We start from the raw sequence: 18,496 nt of genomic DNA on the forward strand, positions 1-18,496 counted from the left end.
CTCTCGCCGGCACGACGATGGGACAGGAAACGACCGCCGACACGCTGCGCCAGCACCTCTATGATGGGCGGCTGGCCGATGGACGGGCGGCAATGGAAGCCTTGGCCGAAGACGATGCGACGGCGGCCTTCGGCCTTGGTGTCTTCACCCTGCTCGAGGGCGTAGAGGAGCTGGCGCAGGCGCTTTATGTCCATGGGTTCAACCCCCAGGGTGGCATCCTCGTCAGCCCGTTTTTCGGAATGCCGGCAGAGGAGCAGCAGGAGACGAGGGAAATCGAACCGCTGACCTATGCGGTGCTGCGCGGTTACCTCGAAGCCTTTTCAGCCGACATGGACACGGCCATGCCACTGCTGGAGGTGGCTGGGGCCGGGGATTTTGCCGTCGAGATCGATGTTTCGAAAATCCGTATCGATATAGATGGCGATGGGGCGGCCAGTGAGGCGGAGTCCGTGGGAGCTTTCTGGGCGATGGCTGCCGGCATGGGGCAGCAACTCGACATGGGCACCGGCGTGGCACCGGATACCGAATTGCCCGAGACGGTGTTTGCGTTCGATGGATCGGACGCGGTTTGGCTGGCTGGATATTCGCAGGTGCTTGCCAGCCAGTCCGATTTCCTGCTCGCCCATGATTTCGAAACGTTTTTCAACACCGCCCTGCACCGGCTGTTTCCTGGAGCGGGACTGCCGATGGAGAGTCGCCAAAGCGAGGGTGCGCTGTTCATGGACCGCGACACCGACGCGCTGTTGGCCGATGCGATCGCTATGATCCATACGATCAATTGGCCGATCACAGAGCGTGGGCGGCTATTGGCGGTGCAGGAGCGCGCGCTGCGGGTTCTGGATCTTTCGCGGCGCAATTGGGACCTGATCCTTGCGGAAACCGATGACAACCGCGAATTCGTTCCTTCGCCCTACCAAACTCCGCTCATTGCCGACATGGCGATCAACAAGGCGATGGTCGAGGCGTGGCTGGAAACGCTCGATGTGACCGAAGCGATCGTGCGCGGGGAATTGCTCCTGCCTCATTGGCGTTACCCCGGGCTCGGTTTCGATCTCTCCGCCTGGGTCGAAAACGCTGAGCGGACCGATTTCGTGCTGCTGTTTACCGGCTTTGATGCCTTGCCCTACCTCCAGGAGGGCGAAATTGCCGACGCCGAAGCCTTTGCCGCCGCCAATCGCGTATTCGGCGGTTCGATCTGGAACTACGCGCTCTGGTTCAACTAGGGCGTGTCCGGCAAAAGTGGAAACGGTTTTGCGGTTCGGACACGTGACACCTCAGAGCGGCGCCGTTACTTGTTCCAGCCATGCGCGCGTCGGCGCATCGAGATGCGGCCCGATCTCCCGGGCGACACGGGCGTGGTAAGCGTCGAGCCAGTCGCGCTCCGCCGGTTCGAGCATGTCGACGGCGATGAGCCGGCGATCGATGGGGGTGAGGGTCAGCGTTTCGAATTCGAGATAGCCGGGGGCGATCTCGCTTTCGCGCACCACGATCAGGTTCTCGATGCGTATGCCGTACTGGCCTTCGAGGTAGAAGCCCGGCTCGTTCGAGAGCACCATTCCGGGCTCGAACGGCACGGTATAGCGCGGCGAAATGCCGGCCGGCCCCTCGTGGACGGAGAGGAAGGCGCCAACGCCGTGGCCGGTGCCGTGATTGTAGGTGAGCCCCACCTGCCAGAGGAATTGACGCGCGAGGATATCGAGCTGGGCGCCGGTCGTGCCCTTGGGGAAGCGGGCGCGGGAGATGGCGATCATTCCCTTGAGGACGCGGGTGAAGTGGTCCTTTTGCTGCTCGCTCACCGGCCCGGTGGCCATGGTGCGCGTGATGTCGGTGGTGCCGGCGAGATATTGAGCGCCGGAATCGACGAGCATCAGCTCGCCGGGCGCCAGGCTGCGGTTAGATTTTTCCGACACGCGGTAGTGGACGATGGCGCCATTGGGGCCGGAGCCTGAGATGGTTTCGAAGCTGACATCGACCGCGGTGGGCTCCTCGCGGCGGAAGGCCTCGAGCATTTTGACGATATCGATTTCGGTCAGCCCGCCGCGGGGAGCGGCTTCATCGAACCAGGCGAGAAACTTGGCCAGCGCAATGCCGTCAAGCTTTTGGGCTTCGCGCATCCCCGCCAGCTCCGCCTCGTTCTTTTTCGCCTTGGGCACCAGAATGGGGTCGCGCTTTTCGATGAGGCGTGCGCCTCCCTGGGAAAGGATCGTCTTAACCTGGACAGGGGCAGTTTCGGGATCGAACCAGATAGCCTTGCGCTCGCCGGCGAGAGCGGCCAAGGCGGACTCGAAGTCCGATTTGTCAGCGAGCTCGGCGGTGCCAGCCAGGGCCGTTCGGTTTTCTTCCGTCAGCTTGTTGTCAGCCAGGAACAGGGTCGGATTTCCCTGCGCGGGAATGACGGCAAAGCCGAGAACGAAGGGATTGTGGGGGATATCGCGGCCGCGCACGTTGAACAGCCAGCACAGCGATTCAGGCAGGGTGAGCACGACCGCATCGGCGCCTTCCCTGGCCATGGTCGTCCGCAGGTCCGCCAGCTTGTCGCTTGCCGATTTGCCCGTACGATTGTTGCCGAGCACTTCCAGCGGGCCGTGGGGTGCGGTAGGGCGGTCGGTCCAGATGGCGTCGACGGGGTTGGAGACCGGGACGAGTGCGATATCGGCCTTTTCGAGCGGCTCGCGGATGGAGGCCAGGCGGCCGGGGGTGTGCAGCCAGGGATCAAAGCCGATGCGGCTACCGGCCGGGAGGTTTTCGGCGATCCATTCTCCCGGATTGACGGTGGTGGTGTCGTGGAGCGAAACCAGCGAGGTATCGGTCTGCGCCGGCGCCTGAAGCGTATAGCGGCTGTCGATAAAAAGCGCGGCGATATCGGCCGTGACCAGGGCCAGGCCAGCCGAGCCGGTAAAGCCGGTCACGTATGCGAGCCGCGCATCGCAATCGGGGACATATTCGCCCTGATGAACGTCGGTGCGGGGCACGAGAAACCCGTCGATTTCCATCTCGCCCAATCGGGCGCGAAGCGCGGCAAGGCGCGGCGCCACTTGCGTCGGATCGGATCTTTCCTCGAAAGACTGGAACTTGGCGTCGGGGATGGCGGCATAGGTGGACATGGGGGACTTTCTCGTTAACCGTCCATGCGCTTCCGGCATGGCTGGGTTTCCTCTTGAGGTCTAACTACCAGAAGCGATTGGGACTATCTATTGGCTCGACGGTGAGGTTACCCAAATTTGCCGTCGGACCAAGGAGAGATGACATGGTTGAAGACAAGAGCTTCTTCCGCAAGGCCCTAGACGCCATGATCGAAGCGCGCAGCCGTGAAGCGGCCCGCCAGGTCGATCGTTATTCGCGGATTTACGGGTGTGACTTCGGGACGTCCAAGAAAGGCGCCAACTAACCGAATCGCCTGGGGCTGAGGCCCCTGCACCGTGACGATGAGCCCCCACGGCCTCACTGGCCGCAGGGGCTTTTTGTTATGATTTTTCCAGGATCAGCGTCGTCCAGTCCTTGCGCACGATCCTGTCCTTGAGCACCATGCCCTGCCGGTTGTAGGCGGCGATGACGCGTTGGGCCTGGGTGTTGAGCAGGCCCGACAGGATGATCGCGGCGCCCCGTTCGGCGATGCGGCCGATGTCGGGCGAGAGGGTCACGAGCGGCCCGGCCAGGATATTAGCGACGACCAAATCGTAAGGCGCATTGCCCTGGATGGTGGGGTGATCGAGACCGGCGGCATCGACCTCGACGATGAGGTGGCCGACCCCGTTGGCCTTGGCGTTGTCGCGCGTGATGCGCACGGCGACGGGGTCGATATCGGATGCGATGACCGGCACCTTGCGCCGCTTGGCGACGGCGATGGCGAGAATGCCGGTTCCTGTGCCCACATCGATCGGCCGCACCGGCTGCTTGCGCTTTAGAACGCGCTGGATGGCCTCCAGGCACCCGGTTGTCGTTTCGTGATGGCCGGTGCCGAAGGCCTGCGCCGCATCGATATGGATGGGGATCAGGCCTCGCGGTTGGGTGTCGGCGTCATGGCTGCCATAGACGTAAAAGCCCCCCGCGGTGACCGGCTTCAGCCCTTCGAGCGAGCGGGAAACCCAATCGGCGTCGGCGTCGATCGCGTTGACCGAAAAGTCCACATCGCCGCCCAGAACGGATTTGGCCAGGGCCTGAAATGCCGCCATATCCGGGGGGCTGTCGCAGGTGGCTTCGAATATCCATTCCCCGGTCTCCTCATTCTCATGGGCCGAGGCGGTGAGCGCCAAGTCGTCGCGCTCCATCACGGCATCGACGAGGGCATAGGCCTGATCCTTGGTGAGGGGTGTCGAAATCTGATCCTGGGGCATCGGGTGCTCATTCTTGAAGTCGCCGGGGGTTGTGGCCCCGGCAGGCTGGGAAGTCAACAAATCTCGGATTTGGGGTGGACTCGCGCGGCAAAATCGTTCTTTATTTGTTCGCAAAGGGGAGAGTTGAGATGTATGGCTTGATCGGACGGATGATCGCCGTGGAAGGTCGGCGGGAGGAGTTGCTCGCCATCCTCAAGCAAAGCGCGGGCGACTACATGCCTGGGTGCCACAGCTATATCGTGGCGCGTTGCAATCAGCACCCGGACGGAATCTGGATAACCGAGGTCTGGGATAGTCCGGAAAGTCACAAGGCTTCGCTCGACCTGCAGGCGGTGCGCGACGCAATCACTGCGGCAAGGCCGCTGATCGCAGGGTTCGACAATCGATTTGAAACCGAGCCGATGGCCGGGATCGGGCTTTGATCGCCGGCGGAGCCGCTAGCGTTTGACGGTTTCGATGAGAGGGCCGAGTTCGGCGAGGGATGCGATCTTTGCAAAGCGTGGTGCGCTGGCGGGTTCTTCGGCGTGCTCATAGTTCCAGGTGAGTTCATGGGGGACGTATGTGCCCCAACTTCCCGCCTCGATGGCGGGGAGCACATCCGAGCGCAGCGAATTGCCGACCATCATGGCGTGGGCCGGTCCATCGCCATGGCGCGAGAAGGCGCGCTGGTAGGTGGCGGCCGATTTGTCCGATACGATCTCGACGGCATCGAAGAAGTCGCCGAGACCCGATTGGGCCAGCTTGCGCTCCTGATCGAAAAGGTCGCCCTTGGTGATCAGCACCAAGCGGTGGGTGCCGGTGAGGGCCTCGAGCGTGTCGTGGACATGGGGCAGGGTTTCGATGGGATGGCTCAGCATTTCGCGGCCCGCTGAAACGATACGTCCGATGATCTCGCCGGGCACCTTGCCGTCCGTCACTTCGAGCGCGGTTTCGATCATCGAGAGGGTGAAGCCTTTGATGCCGAATCCGTAATGGGCGAGATTTCGCTTTTCGGCCTCGAGCAGGCGCGCGGAGAGGTGTTCGGGCTCGGCGAAATCGGCAAGCAGGTCGGCAAACTGCCTCTCGGTCAGGCGGAAGAATTGCTCGTTCTGCCAAAGCGTGTCGTCGGCATCAAAGCCAATGGTGGTGAGGCGTGTCATGGCGGGTATTTGCCACGGCAGGAGCCGGGGTGGTAGCCCCTGGCAAAGAAATCGGCCCGCCGGGTGATCCCGACGGGCCGTCGATCCGTCCGATCCTGTCCGTGGCTAGCCGTCGAGCTTGCGCTTCAAGAGCTTGATGCGGTTGGCCGCTTCGATGCTGGTGAGGTGGTCATCATAGGCATCGAACTCCTCGGCACGTTGGGCAAGGCACAGCAGTTCGGCGGCCTGAGAGGCCGTCATGGGACCATCGCCCGAGAGATAGTCTTCTCGGTCGTTGACACGGAAGGCGTCGGGGTTTGCGGTGGCGATGCCGGGATGAATGTCGGACATGGGTGGACTCCTAGTCTTGTGCCCTCAGAACGGTGTGCCCGGCCCGCCGGTTCCCGCCCGGAAGAAGATGAAGCCTGGGGCGGGAATTATCGTTGTAAAGCCGGTTGCGGCGCGATCACAGGTTAAGTGTGAAGTGGGCAAAAAGCGTGGCAGATCAGGCACTAGTTCTGTCACAATTCGAGCTCGCGCTTGAGCGCGTCGATGCGCCGCGAGGCTTCGGCCTTGGTGAGGTTTTCGGCATAGGCTTCGGGCTCATGGGCTTCTTCGGAAAGCGTCTTGAGATAGGAGGCCTGGGCTCCGGTCATGGGCTCGTCGCCCGACACCCAATCGGAAGGATCCTTCTCCAGATTGGAATTGGGGTCGTCATTGGGAACTTTGGGATTGCTGTCGGACATGTTGGAACTCCACTATGGGTTGTTCGCATAATGTTCCGGTGGGCGGGAGGGTTCCGTAGCCGGCCAGCACCGGCTACGGCGAGCTTCAGGTGCGGCTGATGGAGACGCCGCCGTCGACCCGCATGGCGCTGCCGGTCATGAAGCGCGAGGCGTCGGAAGCGAGAAAAAGCGCGGCTTCGGCCAACTCCTCCGCCGTTCCCAGACGCTTCAGAGCATGAAGGCTCTCGATGAAGTCGCGAGTTTCCGGCGCTGCGCCGGGGAGATTGGCGGCATTGGACGGCGTATCGATGCCGCCTGGGAGCAGCGCGTTGGCGCGAATGCCTTTGGCGCCGTATTCGACCGCCAGCGTCTGGACGAGACCGATGAGCCCCGCCTTGGCGGCGGCATAGGCAGCCATGCCGGGAAAGCCGACGGTGTTTCCGACAAAGCTCGAGGTGAAGATCAGCGATCCGCCGCCGCGTTCAAGCAGGGCGGGGATTTGGTGGCGCGCGCCGAGATAGGCGCTGGTGAGGCAGGTATCGAGGGTCGCCTGCCAATCGGCTGGAGCGATCTCGGCTGCCGGGGCCATGACGGTTGCCGCGCCGGCATTGTTGAAGGCGATATCGAGGCCGCCAAACTGGTTGACGGCAGCCCTGACGCAATCGCGCGCGTGGCTTTCGTCGCGGACGTCGCCGGCGATCGCAACGACGCCGGCGCCGAGATTGTCGATCCGCTTGACGAGATCGTCGAGCTTGTCCTGCCGGCGACCCGAGATGACCAGGCATGCCCCTTCGCGGGCGAAGAGCAGCGCGGCTGCCTCGCCGATGCCAGAGGTGGCGCCGGTGATGATGGCGGTCTTGTTGTTGAGGCGAGACATGGGGAACACTCCATTCGTTGTGAATGGAGTTGTGGTCTCAAACCCAACCGGGCGGCGCGACCCGGATTCCACGGCCCGATTTTGACGCGACCGCCCGAAGCTAACCCAGCTTCACTGCGGTGCCCGACACCGAGACCATCAGCATCGATCCCTGTTCGCCGATGACCTCATAATCGAGATCGACACCAACCACGGCATCGGCACCAAGACGGCGCGCTTCCTCCTCGATTTCGGCGAGGGCTTCCTTGCGGGCATCGCGCATGGCGTTCTCATATGCCCCGGCGCGGCCGCCGACGATGTCGCGAATGCCGGCAAACAGATCGCGGAAGATGTTGGCGCCGATGATGACCTCGCCGACCACCAGCCCGAGATATTCACGGACGGGACGGCCTTCGACGACAGCGGTGGTGGTGATGATCATGGAGTTCTCCTCGGGACTGTATGTCGGGAGAGCATATGGGACATCGAAAAGGAATTGGAAGGCGGGAAAGAGAATGGAGAGGGGGCGGCGGTGTCATCCCCGCTTCACGAAACTGTCCAGCACCTTCTTGGGGCCTGCCTTTTCGAAGTCGATCGAGAGCTTGTTGCCCTCGGTCGCCGTCACCGTGCCGTAGCCGAATTTGAGATGGAAGACGCGTTCGCCCACCGAGTAGGCGGCCGAAGGGCCTGAGGAGCGGGCGACGAGGTCGCCTTCGATGGTCAAGGGACCAGGGCCCTTGCGCTGGGATTGCTGGCGTTGGGCGCGCTGCCAGCCGGGGGTTTCGTAGACGCTTTCAAAGGGATCGCGCTGGTCGAAGCGCGTGGCGGCGCGGCCGCCATAGGTGTAGCCGCCATAGGACGAGCCGGTGTCGGTGACCTCGACGGCATGGGCCGGCAACTCGTCGAGAAAGCGCGACGGGATGGCCGATTGCCAGAGGCCGTGGATGCGGCGGTTCTGAGCAAGCGATATGCGGCAGCGCTTTCGCGCGCGCGTGATGCCGACATAGGCGAGGCGGCGTTCCTCCTCGAGCCCGGCGAGGCCGGATTCATCGAGCGAACGCTGATGCGGAAACAGCCCTTCCTCCCAGCCGGGGAGGAAAACGGTATTAAATTCCAGCCCTTTGGCCGAGTGCAGGGTCATGATCGAAACCGCATCGCCGCCCTCGCCGGAATCGCGATCCATCACCAGGGCGATGTGCTCGAGAAAGCCGTTGAGGTTTTCGAACTCTTCCATGGAGCGGATGAGTTCCTTCAAGTTTTCCAGCCGCCCCGGCGCGTCGGCGGATTTGTCATTCTGCCACATCGCCGTATAGCCGGATTCATCGAGGATCTGCTCGGCAAGCTCGTGATGGGGGATCGAGCGCAGGCGATCGGCCCAATCGTCGATCTGGCGCACCAGCTCGCGCAGGGTGGAGCGCTGTTTGGGCTTGAGTTCCTCGGTTTCGATCAGGTCACGGATGGCGGCCAGAAGCGGAATATTGGCGGCGCGGGCGGTATCGTGGACGATCTGCAGCGTGGCATCGCCCAGCCCGCGCTTGGGCACGTTGATGATGCGCTCGAAAGCCAGATCGTCGGCCGGCTGGGCGACGATGCGCAGATAGGCCAGCGCATCGCGGATTTCCTTGCGCTCATAAAAGCGCGGGCCGCCGATGACGCGATAGTTGAGACCCAATGTGATGAAGCGCTCTTCGAATTCGCGCATCTGGAAGGAGGCGCGCACGAGGATGGCCATATCGTCCAGATGATCGCCCTGGCGCTGGTACTGCTCGATCTCCTCGCCGATCTGGCGGGCTTCTTCTTCAGAATCCCAGACCGAGGTGACGGCGATCTTTTCGCCTTCCTCGCCCACATCGGTCTGCAGCGTCTTGCCCAGACGGGATTCATTGTTGGCGATGAGGTGGCTGGCGGCCGACAGGATGTTGGAGGTCGAGCGGTAATTACGTTCGAGCTTGATGATCTTGGCGCCGGGAAAATCCTTTTCGAAGCGCAGGATGTTGTCGACCTCGGCGCCGCGCCAGCCATAGATCGACTGGTCGTCGTCGCCCACCACGCAGATATTGGCCGAATTCTTCCCGTCCCGGCTTTGCGCCAGAAGGCGCAGCCAGAGGTATTGGGCGGTGTTGGAGTCCTGATATTCATCGACCAGCATATAGCGGAAGCGGTCGTGATATTCGGCAAGGACTTCGGGATTTTCCTTGAACAGGCGGATGCCTTCGAGCAGCAGATCGCCGAAATCGGCGGCGTTGAGGGTTTTCAGCCGCGCCTGGTAGTCGGCATAGATCTTCTGTCCCTTGCCGTTGGCGAAATACCCCTCCGCCGAGGAGATGTCCTTTGGCAGCAGGCCGCGGTTCTTCCAGGTGTCGAGCATGGAAGCGAACTGGCGCGCGGGCCAGCGCTTCTCATCAATGTTTTCAGCCGAGAGAAGCTGCTTGATGAGGCGGATCTGATCGTCCGTGTCGAGAATGGTGAAATCGGGCCTGAGCCCGACAAGTTCCGCATGGCGACGGATGATGCGCGCGCCGATCGAGTGAAATGTGCCCAGCCAGGGCATGCCCTCGACCGAGGCGCCGACGAGCTTGCCGATGCGCTCCTTCATCTCGCGGGCGGCCTTGTTGGTGAAGGTCACGGCCAGGATCTGCCCGCCGCGTGCCTTGCGGGAGGCCAGGATATGGGCGATGCGGGTGGTCAATACGCGCGTCTTGCCGGTGCCGGCACCGGCAAGAACCAGCAGCGGGCCCTCGATCGTTTCCACCGCCTCGCGCTGCTCGGCGTTCAGCCCCACGAAATAAGTCGGCTCGCGCGGGGCGAACTGGGACGTGATCGGGCCTTGCGGACGATGGGGCGGGACGGCTGACATCAGCTATTGACGAATCTCTTTTTGTTCTCCTGGCGAGTATATAGGCGCGATAGGGGCAAAAGTATATGCACAGGCGCAAATCGCCCTGTCACAGAAGTGTTGTCGAGCGGTCCTATAGGGCCCTGTCGTGAATTCTCACGCCTTACGGGGGACCCCATGAACAAATCTGTTCTGCTTACCGCCATTGCGGCCGGACTTCTGGCGAGCGCTGCCGTTCCTGCAAGCGCCCAGAGCTATTTCAACCGCATTGCCAGCTTCCCGGTCGCGCTCAACACGCCCGATATCGAAGCTGAGGAAAATTCGGCGGAGATCATCACCGCGACCGAAGACGGCATGACGCTGGTTTATTCCAACGCGCTGCTCGGCGGTGTCGGCTTTATCGACATCACCGATCCGGCAAATCCGCAGCCGGGCGGTTTCGTTGAGCTCGAAGGCGGCCCGACCTCGGTTTCCGTGATCGGCAACAAGGCGCTGGTGAGTGTCGATACCACCGAAGATTTCACCGCTCCGACCGGCTATCTGGCCGTCGTAGACATCGAAACGCTCGAGGTCGAATCCGAATGTGATTTGGGCGGCCAACCCGACGCAATCGCCAAGAACGCCGACGGTTCACTGATCGCCATCTCGATGGAAAACCAGCGCGATGAAGACCTCAACGACGGCGTGATCCCGCAGCTTCCGAGCGGCAATGTGACGTTCCTCGACGTCTCCGAAGGCACCCCCGATTGCGGCAGCCTGCGCGTGACCGAACTGGCTGGTCTCGCCGAGGTGGCCGGTGAAGACGCCGAGCCTGAATACACCGACTTCAACAGCGCCAACGAACTTGCCGTGACGCTGCAGGAAAACAACCACATCGTCATCATCGACGGCGAAAGCGGCGAAGTGATCAATCATTTCTCCGCCGGTTCGACCGACCTTGCCAATATCGACATCGACGACGACGGCCGGCTTTCGTTCACCGACAGCATCGAGGGCGCATTGCGCGAGCCCGATGCCATCCAGTGGCTGGACGACGACCGCTTCGTGATCGCCAATGAAGGCGACTACGAAGGCGGCTCGCGCGGCTTCACCATCTTTTCCAAGGACGGCACCGAGCTTTATGAGAGCGGACCGTCGATGGAATATATCAGCGCCCAGCTCGGCCACTATCCGGAAGGTCGCTCCGACAACAAGGGCATCGAGCCCGAAGGCATGGAAGTTGGCGTGTTCGGCGACGAGACGCTGATCTTCGTCAACCAGGAACGCGCCTCGCTGGTCGCCATCTATCGCGACACCGGCGCCGAGCCCGAATACATCCAGTCGATCCCCTCGGGCATCGGTCCGGAAGGGGCGCTGGCGATTCCCGAGCGCAACCTCTACGTCACGGCCAATGAGACCGACGTTTCAGCCGATGGCGGTGCTCCGGCTCACGTCATGATTTTCGAGCGTCAGGATGTCGAAACGCCCGACTATCCGCAGATCATGTCGGCGATGAACGAGGATGGCACGCCGATCGGCTGGGTGGCCCTGTCGGGCCTGGTTGCTGATGCCGAAGAAGCCGGCAAGCTCTATGCCGTCAACGACTCCTACCTTTCGATGATGCCCACGATCTACACGATCGATGCGACGCAGAGCCCTGCGATGATCACTGAAGCCCGGCTGGTCACCCGTGATGGCGCTGCTGCCGAAGGCCTCGACCTCGAAGGCATCACGCTGGACGGTGAAGGCGGCTTCTGGGTGGCTTCGGAAGGCGACACCGAAGACGGTATCCAGCACGCCCTCTACCGTGTGGATGCCGAAGGTGCGATCATCGAGGAAGTGATGTTCCCCGAAGCCCTGCTGGCGAACGAAACCCGTTCGGCAGCCGAGGGCATTTCCGCAGTGGGCGAAGGCGACGACATGGTGCTCTGGATCGCCATCCAGCGCGAATGGGGCGACGATCCCGAAGGCATGGTGAAGCTGGTTTCCTTCCAGCCTTCGACCGGCGAATGGGGCGCTGTGCACTATCCGCTCGAAACTCCGGCTGAAGGTGCCTGGGTCGGTCTGTCGGAAATCACCATTGCCGGCGACTACGCCTATATCGTCGAGCGTGACAACCAGATCGCCGCCAACGCCCAACTCAAGAAGCTCTATCGTGTGCCGCTCGCCGAAATGGTGGGCGCCGAGATCGGGTCGGAACTGCCGGTGGTCACCAAGGAAGAGGTCCGCGACTTCATCCCTGACCTCAAGGCGCTGAACGGCTATGTGCTCGACAAGGTCGAAGGCTTTGCCATCGACGCGTCCGGCGAAGGCTGGGTCGTCACCGACAATGACGGTGTGGACGACTCCTCGGGCGAGACTAATTTCTGGTCGATCGGCACCGTCGAATAACCCGGCACCGATACGAAAACGGTTGAAGGGTCGGGCCAACGCCCGGCCCTTTTTCTTGGCCAATATGCAAAAATCTCGTCTTCACAAGGGCTAAAGCCGGGTGACGAAACCCATTGTTATGCCTAAGGTTCGCGTGATTTAGCTTTGAGGTTCCCCCGGCTTTGGCCAACCGTATCTACATCGCCATCGGATTGATCGCGATCCTCATTCTGGGCGCGGCATTCATCGTGCCGTTGTTCATCGACTGGAACGCCTACAAGCCGCGCATGGAGCAGATGGCGGCCGAGGCGCTGGGGGTGGAGGTGGAGATCGCTGGGGATATGGAGTTCACGCTGCTGCCCCAGCCGCGCCTGCGCTTCGAAAATGCGCGGATGGGGCCCGCCGACGCGCCGGTGGGGGCGGCCAGTTCGGTCGAAGCCGATTTCTCGCTCATGGATTTCCTGCGCGACCGGTTCACCGTCACCCAATTGCGGCTGACCGAGCCCGAACTCAACCTGGTTATCGACGAAAACGGCGAACTTCAGACGCCCATCGTTCTGGCCGAGAACCCGAGCGTTTCCAACGTTTCGATTGCCCATGCGCGGTTCGACGAGGGCACCCTGCGCCTCACCGACATGCGGAGCGGCCAATCCTGGCAGGCGCAGGGGTTTGCCGGCGACATGCAAATGACGGCAATCCGTGGCCCTTTTACCCTGCAAGGGCAGGCGACCCACGAAGGAACCCCTTACGCCTTGCGGGTGGGGACCTCGGCTATCAACGCGGCCGGCGAATTGCAGCTCAACGCTTTCGTGCGTCCGCTCGACGGGCGGTTTTCGGTTTCCCTCGAGGGATTGCTGGCAACCGGCGGCATGCCGGAGTTGACCGGCGCCTTGACCTATCGGCAGGCGGCGCAGGCCGAGGGCGATGCGGTGGTAGGCGCGCTGGTGTTGCAGAGCCCGATTACCGCGGACAGCAATGCGGTCCGGCTCGACGAGTTCACGCTTCTGCCCGATGAAAACCAGACGGCGACGCGGCTCACAGGTGAGGCGACGGTAACGCTGGGCGCCGAGTCGAGTTTCGATGCGACGGTTTCCGGCGGTGTCGTCACGCTTCAGACCAACGCCGTGACCGAAGAGGGGGCGCAACCCTTCGAAATCGTGCAGCTCCTGCGCGGCATGCCCGAGCCCGTCATTCCGCCGCTACCGGGCAGAATCGCCATGTCCATCAATGAACTGGTGGTGCGGGGCGTGTCGGTGCGCGATGTGAGATTGGATGCCGAGAGCGATGGCGAACTCTGGGCGGTGGAGGAGTTTTCCGGGCGGCTAGCGGGGGATACGACGCTCAAGCTCACCGGCTCGTTGGGGCGGGCGGCTGGCTGGCCGGCCTTCGAGGGGACCTTGGCGATGGCCTCCTCCCGGCTCGACGCGCTGTCGCTGCTGTGGGTGCGGCCGAGCGATGGCAATCCGCTGTTCGGTGTTTCAGGTTCGCTCAATGGGCAGGTGCAATTGGTCAATGACCGGCTGCGGCTCGAAAACGGAATTCTGGTGATCGAGGACACCGCGCATACGGTTTCAACCAGCATGCGGTTCGGCGAATCGCCCTCGCTGGCTGTCACCGCCGATCTCTCGACGCTGAATACCCGGCAGAGCGCGGCACTTTTGGCGTTGCTGCCGCCGATCGAACCGACAGGCACGTTCGGGCTGAGCTTTCCCGATGGGCGGCTCGATGTCGAGCTGGAAGCGGCACAGCTCGCAGGGCAGGCGGTGCAGGGGCTTTCGTTGCGCTCGGCCTGGTCGGATCAGGGCGTGACGATCGAAAGCCTGGATGTAGAGTCCTTTGGGGGCGTGGGTTTTGCTGGCGCTGGCTCCCTCTCGGGCTCTCTGGCCGCACCGGTGATCGTGGCCAATGGCGAACTCGAGATCGCCGCAGGCGCTCGGGTGCTCGACAGGGTGTTGGGGACCGAGGCCGGCAATCCGTTGCGGCAAGCGGTTCTGGGCAGCCTGCCGGCGCGGCTGGATTTGGATTTACAGCCGCCGGGATCGGATGGGCTGCAATCGATGACACTGGATGGCACGGCGGGCGCAGCGGAAATTTCCATTGGCCTGGACATGACCGGCGGGATCACCGGGCTGGGGCGGGAGAATCTCGGGATAACGATCGATGCGGCTGCCGACAGCGGGGCTGCCATGCTGGCCCAAATCGGGCTGGCGCCATTGATCGCGGGGACTGATGGCGCGATCGCCAGTGCGCGGTTCGAAGGCAATCCGCGCGGCAATATGGACGCTGAACTTTCGCTCGAAGGTGGCGGCGAGCGGATCGATTTTTCAGGGACGCTGGTGCTTTCCGATCTGGCCTCGATCCGGGGGGAGGGGCAGACCTCTTTCCTTTTCGCCGATGGGGTGGCGCTCGCCGAACTGGCCGGCGCGGCGGGTGTGTGGCTCCCGGGACTGGAGGGGCAGGCCGACATAGGTTTCGTCGGGCCGGAAAGCGTAAGGCTTTCCAACATCTCGGCATTTTCCGGCGAACGCTCGGTGGGCGGGGAGGTGACGTTCTCGGCGCAGCGGGATTCGGCGCTGGTCAACGGCTCGCTCGCTTTCGATGCGCTCGATATGGAGACGCTGGCCACAATGCTGGCCGGGCCGGCGGGCGTGCTCAACCTTTCCCCCGGCCTCTGGCCGGACGGACCTATCGATCTCGGCGGCACGCCGCGATCCACCCGGGGGCGGATCGCGGTGACGGCGCCGGTTCTGATGGTTGACGATCAACGTCTCGTGGAAGCGCTGGCCTTCGATTATGCCTGGGGCGAGGAGGATGTGGGGCTGCGGGGGTTGTTCGGGGAGTTCGGTGGAGGCACGGTGCAACTGGATGCCACGGCCTGCTGCGCCTCGGCCATAGCCGACAAGAGCCTGGCCGGGCGGCTGACGCTCAACGGAGTGGCGCTCGACGCCATCCTGCCGCAAAGCCCGTCCGATGCGCTGGGCGGGACGCTGACGCTGGGAACGCAATTCCAGGGGAGCGGGGACAGCTATCGCGCGTTTGCAGGCTCGCTCAACGGCGAGGGCAGCTTTTCGGTGAACGACGTGCGGATCGAGCGGTTGTCGCCAACCGCATTCGATGCGGCGGCCGATGTGGACAATCTGGTCGAAATCGCCCCGGAAGCTTTGGAAACCCTGGTGGCGACGGCACTGGATTCAGGCCCGTTCATTGCTGATGAAGCCGGCGGATTGGTAAGCCTTATCGGCGGCTCGGCGCAGATCTCCAACATCGCCATCGAAGGCGATGGCGCCCGGTTGGTGGGTGGTGGAAGTCTTGCGCTCGACACCGCGGAACTCGACGCGAGCTGGACGCTAGCGCTGACGCGGGCTCTGGCGGGCAATGGGCTGATCACCGAAACCACCGGGCGGATCGGGCTCGAGGTGGACGGAACATTGCTGGCGCCGGAACGGGCGCTCGATCTGGGACCGATGGTCGATGCGATCCAGGTGCGGGCGCTGGAAACCGAACTCGATGAACTCGAGGCATTACGGGCCGAGCAGGAAGCGCGTCAGCAGGAAGCGGCCGAAGAGCAGGCGCGGCTGATGGAGGAAGAAGCGCGGCGGCAGGCCGAAATATTGCTGCAGCGGGAGCAGGAAGAGGCCGAGCGCCTTGAACAGGAAGCTCAGCAGCAGGAACTCGATGCGATCGAGCAGCAATTGAACGGTCCCGCCGCCGGCGAAGTCAATGAGGATCAGGACGCATCGCCACCTGTTTCCTCGCCTCCACCAACGTTCACTCTTCCCGAGCCACCCTTCACCTTCGACATGTCAGAGCCGTGAGCGCTGTTGATACCAGATCAATACAGCAACTCTGATGGACGAGGATAAGTTCGTGTCCTCGCGCTGCTCGTCGATTTCCGCGATCAGGGTGGGAAGAGAGATGTCACGTTCGGCGGCAATGGCCTCGAGCGCGTCCCAGAACTGGGGCTCAAGCGCTATCGAGGTGCGGTGGCCCGCAATGGTGAGCGAGCGCTTACGCACTGAAAACGCTCTTATTTCTTGCGGAAGGAGTCGAGGCTGACGACCTTTTCCCCGCCACCCTCGGGCGTGGGTTCGCCGTCGTCGTCGGGTGTTTCATCGATCTCCTCGGCGTCTTGCGCAACGGCTGCGGGTTGGGAGCCGGGCTGGGATTCGGCAACCTCGAACTGGAGGCCGAACTGCACTGAAGGATCGAAGAAACCCTTGATGGCCGAGAAGGGGATGAACAGAGTTTCGTTGATGCCGTCAAAGCTCAGGCCAACCTCGAAACCGGTTTCGGTGACCTTGAGATCCCAGAACTGGTTCTGGAGAACGATGGTCATTTCCTTGTCGTACTGGGAGATGAGCTTCTGGCTCAAACGCACGCCAGGGGCTTGAGTTACAAAGGAAATAAAGAAGTGATGATCGCCCGGAAGGCCGGTGCGGGCGACTTCGGAGAGGACTTTCCGGACGACGCCGCGCAGGGCTTCCTGGGCCAGAATGTCGTAGCGGATGTGGTCCTGTGCCATTAAGGGCAGCTCCTTGGTGCAGAATCTCGAAGGGCCATAACAGCCCGAATTTGCAAGAGATTTCAAGCGAAAGGAAATGCAGGCTTCTGTTGCCAGGTGCCTGCGGACCCCGCCTGATTCCTGCTACAGAATCAGGGCTTTAATTCGAGGTATCGCGCTGCATTACGCAGCGAGACGTGCCTCAGCATAGTTGTCGTTGGCAACTATAATTGTAGCCCGATAACGGTGGTACAATGCCGAGCGAAAGCACACCTTTTACGCCCTCGTCGATCCTGTTTCGCCCCCGCAAGCCCCTGAAATCAGGGAGGAATTTGGTGGAGGCGCCGGGTACTGCCCCCGGGTCCGATGGGTTTATTACGATGACAGTTTATCGCCATAGCCGTTGCCGGCACGCCCAATATAGGGACCCCGCGCCCCGATGAAAAGGGGCCTCAACACATTGTCCAAATAGCGGTGAGTTGATGCGATGTTGCGCGTATTGAACGGGCAGAATCACGGTATTGAATGAGTCATGAAGCAATATCTCGATCTGATGCGTCACGTCATGGAAAACGGAGTCGACCGGGCCGACCGGACCGGCACCGGCACGCGGTCGGTTTTCGGCTACCAGATGCGCTTCGATCTCTCCGATGGCTTCCCGCTGGTGACGACCAAGAAGCTGCACATCAGATCGATCGTCTATGAACTGCTCTGGTTCCTGCGCGGGGACACCAATGTGCGCTGGCTGCAGGAGCATGGGGTTAAGATCTGGGACGAGTGGGCCGACGAGAACGGCGACCTGGGGCCGGTCTATGGCAGCCAGTGGCGAAGCTGGCCGGCGCCGGATGGGCGGCATATCGACCAGATCTCCAACCTGGTCGAGCAGATCAGGAACAAGCCGGATTCGCGGCGGCATATCGTTTCGGCCTGGAACCCGGCGGAAGTGGACAATATGGCGCTGCCGCCATGCCATTGCCTGTTCCAGTTCTATGTGGCCGAGGGCAAGCTTTCCTGCCAGCTCTACCAGCGTTCGGCCGATATCTTTCTCGGCGTGCCGTTCAACATCGCATCATATGCGCTGCTGACGCATATGATGGCGGAGGTGACGGGGCTGGAGGTGGGCGACTTCGTCCACTCCTTCGGGGACGCCCATATCTACCACAACCATTTCGAGCAGGCGCAGACGCAATTGGCGCGGACGCCCAAGCCGCTGCCGCGGCTCGAGATCAGGACGAAACGCGATTCGATCTTCGATTTCGAGTTCGAGGATTTCGAGATCGTGGGCTACGATCCGGACCCGCATATCAAGGCGGCGGTGGCGGTGTAACGCCCCGGCGGACTCGCTGCCTGGCACGGTGCCGCGCAAGGTTTCGTTAGGTCCGGTTGTGCCGCACCTAAGGCTGCGCTGCGGGAAGCGACGGATCGGCCGGGCTATCCCAGATAGCGGCGGACGATTTCCGCTTCGGCTCCGGCGGCATCGGCGCGGGCCGCAAGACCGAGCTCCCGGTATTGGGCGGCGGAGCGCTGGCGTTCCTGAAACTCCGCCAGCAGGATGGCCTGGACCTGATCGGGGGAAAGCTCGAGGCGCAGGATTTCGCTATCGCTTCCGGTCCGGTTTTCGAGCGGCGGAGCCTCGGCATTGTCCAGGGCGGCGATCAGGGTGCGCAGAACGGCGGCCTCGCCGCGCTTTTCCTTGAGCGCTTTGCGGAGGTCGGCGCGCAGACGTTCCTTGGTTTCGGCGGCGTTCATGGAGCCAGGTTCGTTTGTGTTGGACCGC

Annotated in this window: 17 protein-coding genes and 1 other RNA gene; 6 read left to right on the forward strand and 12 right to left on the reverse strand. The window is 62.5% G+C overall.

What is annotated here, in order from left to right:
• Nucleotides 1–17: 17 nt before the first annotated feature.
• Complete coding sequence (locus NO934_RS13980) at nucleotides 18–1,223, forward strand: hypothetical protein (RefSeq protein WP_309160580.1); 1,206 nt, start codon at nucleotides 18–20, stop codon at nucleotides 1,221–1,223.
• Nucleotides 1,224–1,274: 51 nt separating this feature from the next.
• Here the strand turns inward: NO934_RS13980 and NO934_RS13985 are convergent, their stop codons facing one another.
• Nucleotides 1,275–3,104: an aminopeptidase P family protein gene (locus NO934_RS13985; RefSeq protein WP_309160581.1), complete on the reverse strand. Its 1,830-nt coding sequence runs from the start codon at nucleotides 3,102–3,104 to the stop codon at nucleotides 1,275–1,277.
• Between the two features lie 143 nt (nucleotides 3,105–3,247).
• Between NO934_RS13985 and NO934_RS13990 the strand changes: the two genes are divergently transcribed.
• Complete coding sequence (locus NO934_RS13990; RefSeq protein WP_309160582.1) at nucleotides 3,248–3,388, forward strand: hypothetical protein; 141 nt, start codon at nucleotides 3,248–3,250, stop codon at nucleotides 3,386–3,388.
• Nucleotides 3,389–3,464: 76 nt separating this feature from the next.
• On the opposite strand, the gene NO934_RS13995 is transcribed toward NO934_RS13990, so the two are convergent.
• Nucleotides 3,465–4,334: a 50S ribosomal protein L11 methyltransferase gene (locus tag NO934_RS13995; protein WP_309160583.1), complete on the reverse strand. Its 870-nt coding sequence runs from the start codon at nucleotides 4,332–4,334 to the stop codon at nucleotides 3,465–3,467.
• Nucleotides 4,335–4,462: 128 nt separating this feature from the next.
• Here NO934_RS13995 and NO934_RS14000 point away from each other — a divergent pair, with 128 nt between their 5' ends.
• Complete coding sequence (locus tag NO934_RS14000) at nucleotides 4,463–4,756, forward strand: antibiotic biosynthesis monooxygenase (protein ID WP_309160584.1); 294 nt, start codon at nucleotides 4,463–4,465, stop codon at nucleotides 4,754–4,756.
• A gap of 15 nt (nucleotides 4,757–4,771) precedes the next feature.
• Here the strand turns inward: NO934_RS14000 and NO934_RS14005 are convergent, their stop codons facing one another.
• The 6 genes from NO934_RS14005 to NO934_RS14030 all read right to left on the reverse strand — a co-directional run bounded on the left by NO934_RS14005 (nucleotide 4,772) and on the right by NO934_RS14030 (nucleotide 9,890).
• Nucleotides 4,772–5,473 (reverse strand): HAD family hydrolase, encoded by a 702-nt coding sequence (locus tag NO934_RS14005; protein ID WP_309160585.1) that lies wholly within the window; start codon nucleotides 5,471–5,473, stop codon nucleotides 4,772–4,774.
• Nucleotides 5,474–5,578: 105 nt separating this feature from the next.
• A complete protein-coding gene (locus tag NO934_RS14010) occupies nucleotides 5,579–5,803 on the reverse strand; it encodes a DUF3072 domain-containing protein (protein ID WP_309160586.1) in 225 nt (74 codons plus the stop codon).
• Between the two features lie 170 nt (nucleotides 5,804–5,973).
• Nucleotides 5,974–6,198 carry a DUF3072 domain-containing protein gene (locus NO934_RS14015; RefSeq protein ID WP_309160587.1) on the reverse strand — a complete coding sequence of 75 codons (225 nt, stop codon included), beginning with the start codon at nucleotides 6,196–6,198 and terminating at the stop codon, nucleotides 5,974–5,976.
• Between the two features lie 85 nt (nucleotides 6,199–6,283).
• Entirely contained in the window at nucleotides 6,284–7,054 is a 771-nt protein-coding gene (locus tag NO934_RS14020; RefSeq protein WP_309160588.1) for an SDR family oxidoreductase, read from the reverse strand.
• A gap of 100 nt (nucleotides 7,055–7,154) precedes the next feature.
• Nucleotides 7,155–7,475: a heavy metal-binding domain-containing protein gene (locus NO934_RS14025; protein ID WP_309160589.1), complete on the reverse strand. Its 321-nt coding sequence runs from the start codon at nucleotides 7,473–7,475 to the stop codon at nucleotides 7,155–7,157.
• A 93-nt stretch (nucleotides 7,476–7,568) separates the two neighbouring features.
• Nucleotides 7,569–9,890, reverse strand: coding sequence for a UvrD-helicase domain-containing protein (locus tag NO934_RS14030; protein ID WP_309160590.1), 2,322 nt, complete (start codon nucleotides 9,888–9,890; stop codon nucleotides 7,569–7,571).
• 156 nt (nucleotides 9,891–10,046) lie between these two features.
• Between NO934_RS14030 and NO934_RS14035 the strand changes: the two genes are divergently transcribed.
• Both NO934_RS14035 and NO934_RS14040 read left to right on the forward strand, forming a co-directional pair.
• Entirely contained in the window at nucleotides 10,047–12,239 is a 2,193-nt protein-coding gene (locus NO934_RS14035) for an esterase-like activity of phytase family protein (protein WP_309160591.1), read from the forward strand.
• 161 nt (nucleotides 12,240–12,400) lie between these two features.
• Nucleotides 12,401–16,033 (forward strand): AsmA family protein, encoded by a 3,633-nt coding sequence (locus NO934_RS14040; RefSeq protein ID WP_309160592.1) that lies wholly within the window; start codon nucleotides 12,401–12,403, stop codon nucleotides 16,031–16,033.
• On the opposite strand, the gene NO934_RS14045 is transcribed toward NO934_RS14040, so the two are convergent.
• The 3 genes from NO934_RS14045 to ssrA form a co-directional block, all read right to left on the reverse strand.
• Nucleotides 16,022–16,234 carry a ribbon-helix-helix domain-containing protein gene (locus NO934_RS14045; RefSeq protein ID WP_309160593.1) on the reverse strand — a complete coding sequence of 71 codons (213 nt, stop codon included), beginning with the start codon at nucleotides 16,232–16,234 and terminating at the stop codon, nucleotides 16,022–16,024. The two genes, NO934_RS14040 and NO934_RS14045, sit on opposite strands and share 12 nt — an antisense overlap.
• Before the next feature lie 11 nt (nucleotides 16,235–16,245).
• Nucleotides 16,246–16,740 (reverse strand): SspB family protein, encoded by a 495-nt coding sequence (locus NO934_RS14050; RefSeq protein WP_309160594.1) that lies wholly within the window; start codon nucleotides 16,738–16,740, stop codon nucleotides 16,246–16,248.
• Between the two features lie 75 nt (nucleotides 16,741–16,815).
• Nucleotides 16,816–17,169, reverse strand: a transfer-messenger RNA (tmRNA) gene (gene ssrA, locus NO934_RS14055).
• 82 nt (nucleotides 17,170–17,251) lie between these two features.
• Here ssrA and NO934_RS14060 point away from each other — a divergent pair.
• Nucleotides 17,252–18,046 carry a thymidylate synthase gene (locus tag NO934_RS14060; RefSeq protein WP_309160595.1) on the forward strand — a complete coding sequence of 265 codons (795 nt, stop codon included), beginning with the start codon at nucleotides 17,252–17,254 and terminating at the stop codon, nucleotides 18,044–18,046.
• A gap of 104 nt (nucleotides 18,047–18,150) precedes the next feature.
• Here NO934_RS14060 and NO934_RS14065 read toward each other — a convergent pair whose 3' ends face one another.
• Entirely contained in the window at nucleotides 18,151–18,468 is a 318-nt protein-coding gene (locus tag NO934_RS14065; RefSeq protein WP_309160596.1) for a GatB/YqeY domain-containing protein, read from the reverse strand.
• Between the last annotated feature and the right edge of the window lie 28 nt (nucleotides 18,469–18,496).

The organism is Pelagibacterium sp. H642, from assembly GCF_031202855.1.
Classification (GTDB): Bacteria; Pseudomonadota; Alphaproteobacteria; order Rhizobiales; family Devosiaceae; genus Pelagibacterium.

Coding starts and splice junctions, on each gene's coding strand:
- NO934_RS14060 (WP_309160595.1), top strand. CDS start 17,252: ATGAAGCAATATCTCGATCTGATGCGTCACGTCATGGAAAACGGAGTC.
- NO934_RS13990 (WP_309160582.1), top strand. CDS start 3,248: ATGGTTGAAGACAAGAGCTTCTTCCGCAAGGCCCTAGACGCCATGATC.
- NO934_RS13995 (WP_309160583.1), bottom strand. CDS start 4,334: ATGCCCCAGGATCAGATTTCGACACCCCTCACCAAGGATCAGGCCTAT.
- NO934_RS14035 (WP_309160591.1), top strand. CDS start 10,047: ATGAACAAATCTGTTCTGCTTACCGCCATTGCGGCCGGACTTCTGGCG.
- NO934_RS14050 (WP_309160594.1), bottom strand. CDS start 16,740: ATGGCACAGGACCACATCCGCTACGACATTCTGGCCCAGGAAGCCCTG.
- NO934_RS14065 (WP_309160596.1), bottom strand. CDS start 18,468: ATGAACGCCGCCGAAACCAAGGAACGTCTGCGCGCCGACCTCCGCAAA.
- NO934_RS14000 (WP_309160584.1), top strand. CDS start 4,463: ATGTATGGCTTGATCGGACGGATGATCGCCGTGGAAGGTCGGCGGGAG.
- NO934_RS13980 (WP_309160580.1), top strand. CDS start 18: ATGGGACAGGAAACGACCGCCGACACGCTGCGCCAGCACCTCTATGAT.
- NO934_RS14015 (WP_309160587.1), bottom strand. CDS start 6,198: ATGTCCGACAGCAATCCCAAAGTTCCCAATGACGACCCCAATTCCAAT.
- NO934_RS14030 (WP_309160590.1), bottom strand. CDS start 9,890: ATGTCAGCCGTCCCGCCCCATCGTCCGCAAGGCCCGATCACGTCCCAG.
- NO934_RS14020 (WP_309160588.1), bottom strand. CDS start 7,054: ATGTCTCGCCTCAACAACAAGACCGCCATCATCACCGGCGCCACCTCT.
- NO934_RS13985 (WP_309160581.1), bottom strand. CDS start 3,104: ATGTCCACCTATGCCGCCATCCCCGACGCCAAGTTCCAGTCTTTCGAG.
- NO934_RS14005 (WP_309160585.1), bottom strand. CDS start 5,473: ATGACACGCCTCACCACCATTGGCTTTGATGCCGACGACACGCTTTGG.
- NO934_RS14010 (WP_309160586.1), bottom strand. CDS start 5,803: ATGTCCGACATTCATCCCGGCATCGCCACCGCAAACCCCGACGCCTTC.
- NO934_RS14025 (WP_309160589.1), bottom strand. CDS start 7,475: ATGATCATCACCACCACCGCTGTCGTCGAAGGCCGTCCCGTCCGTGAA.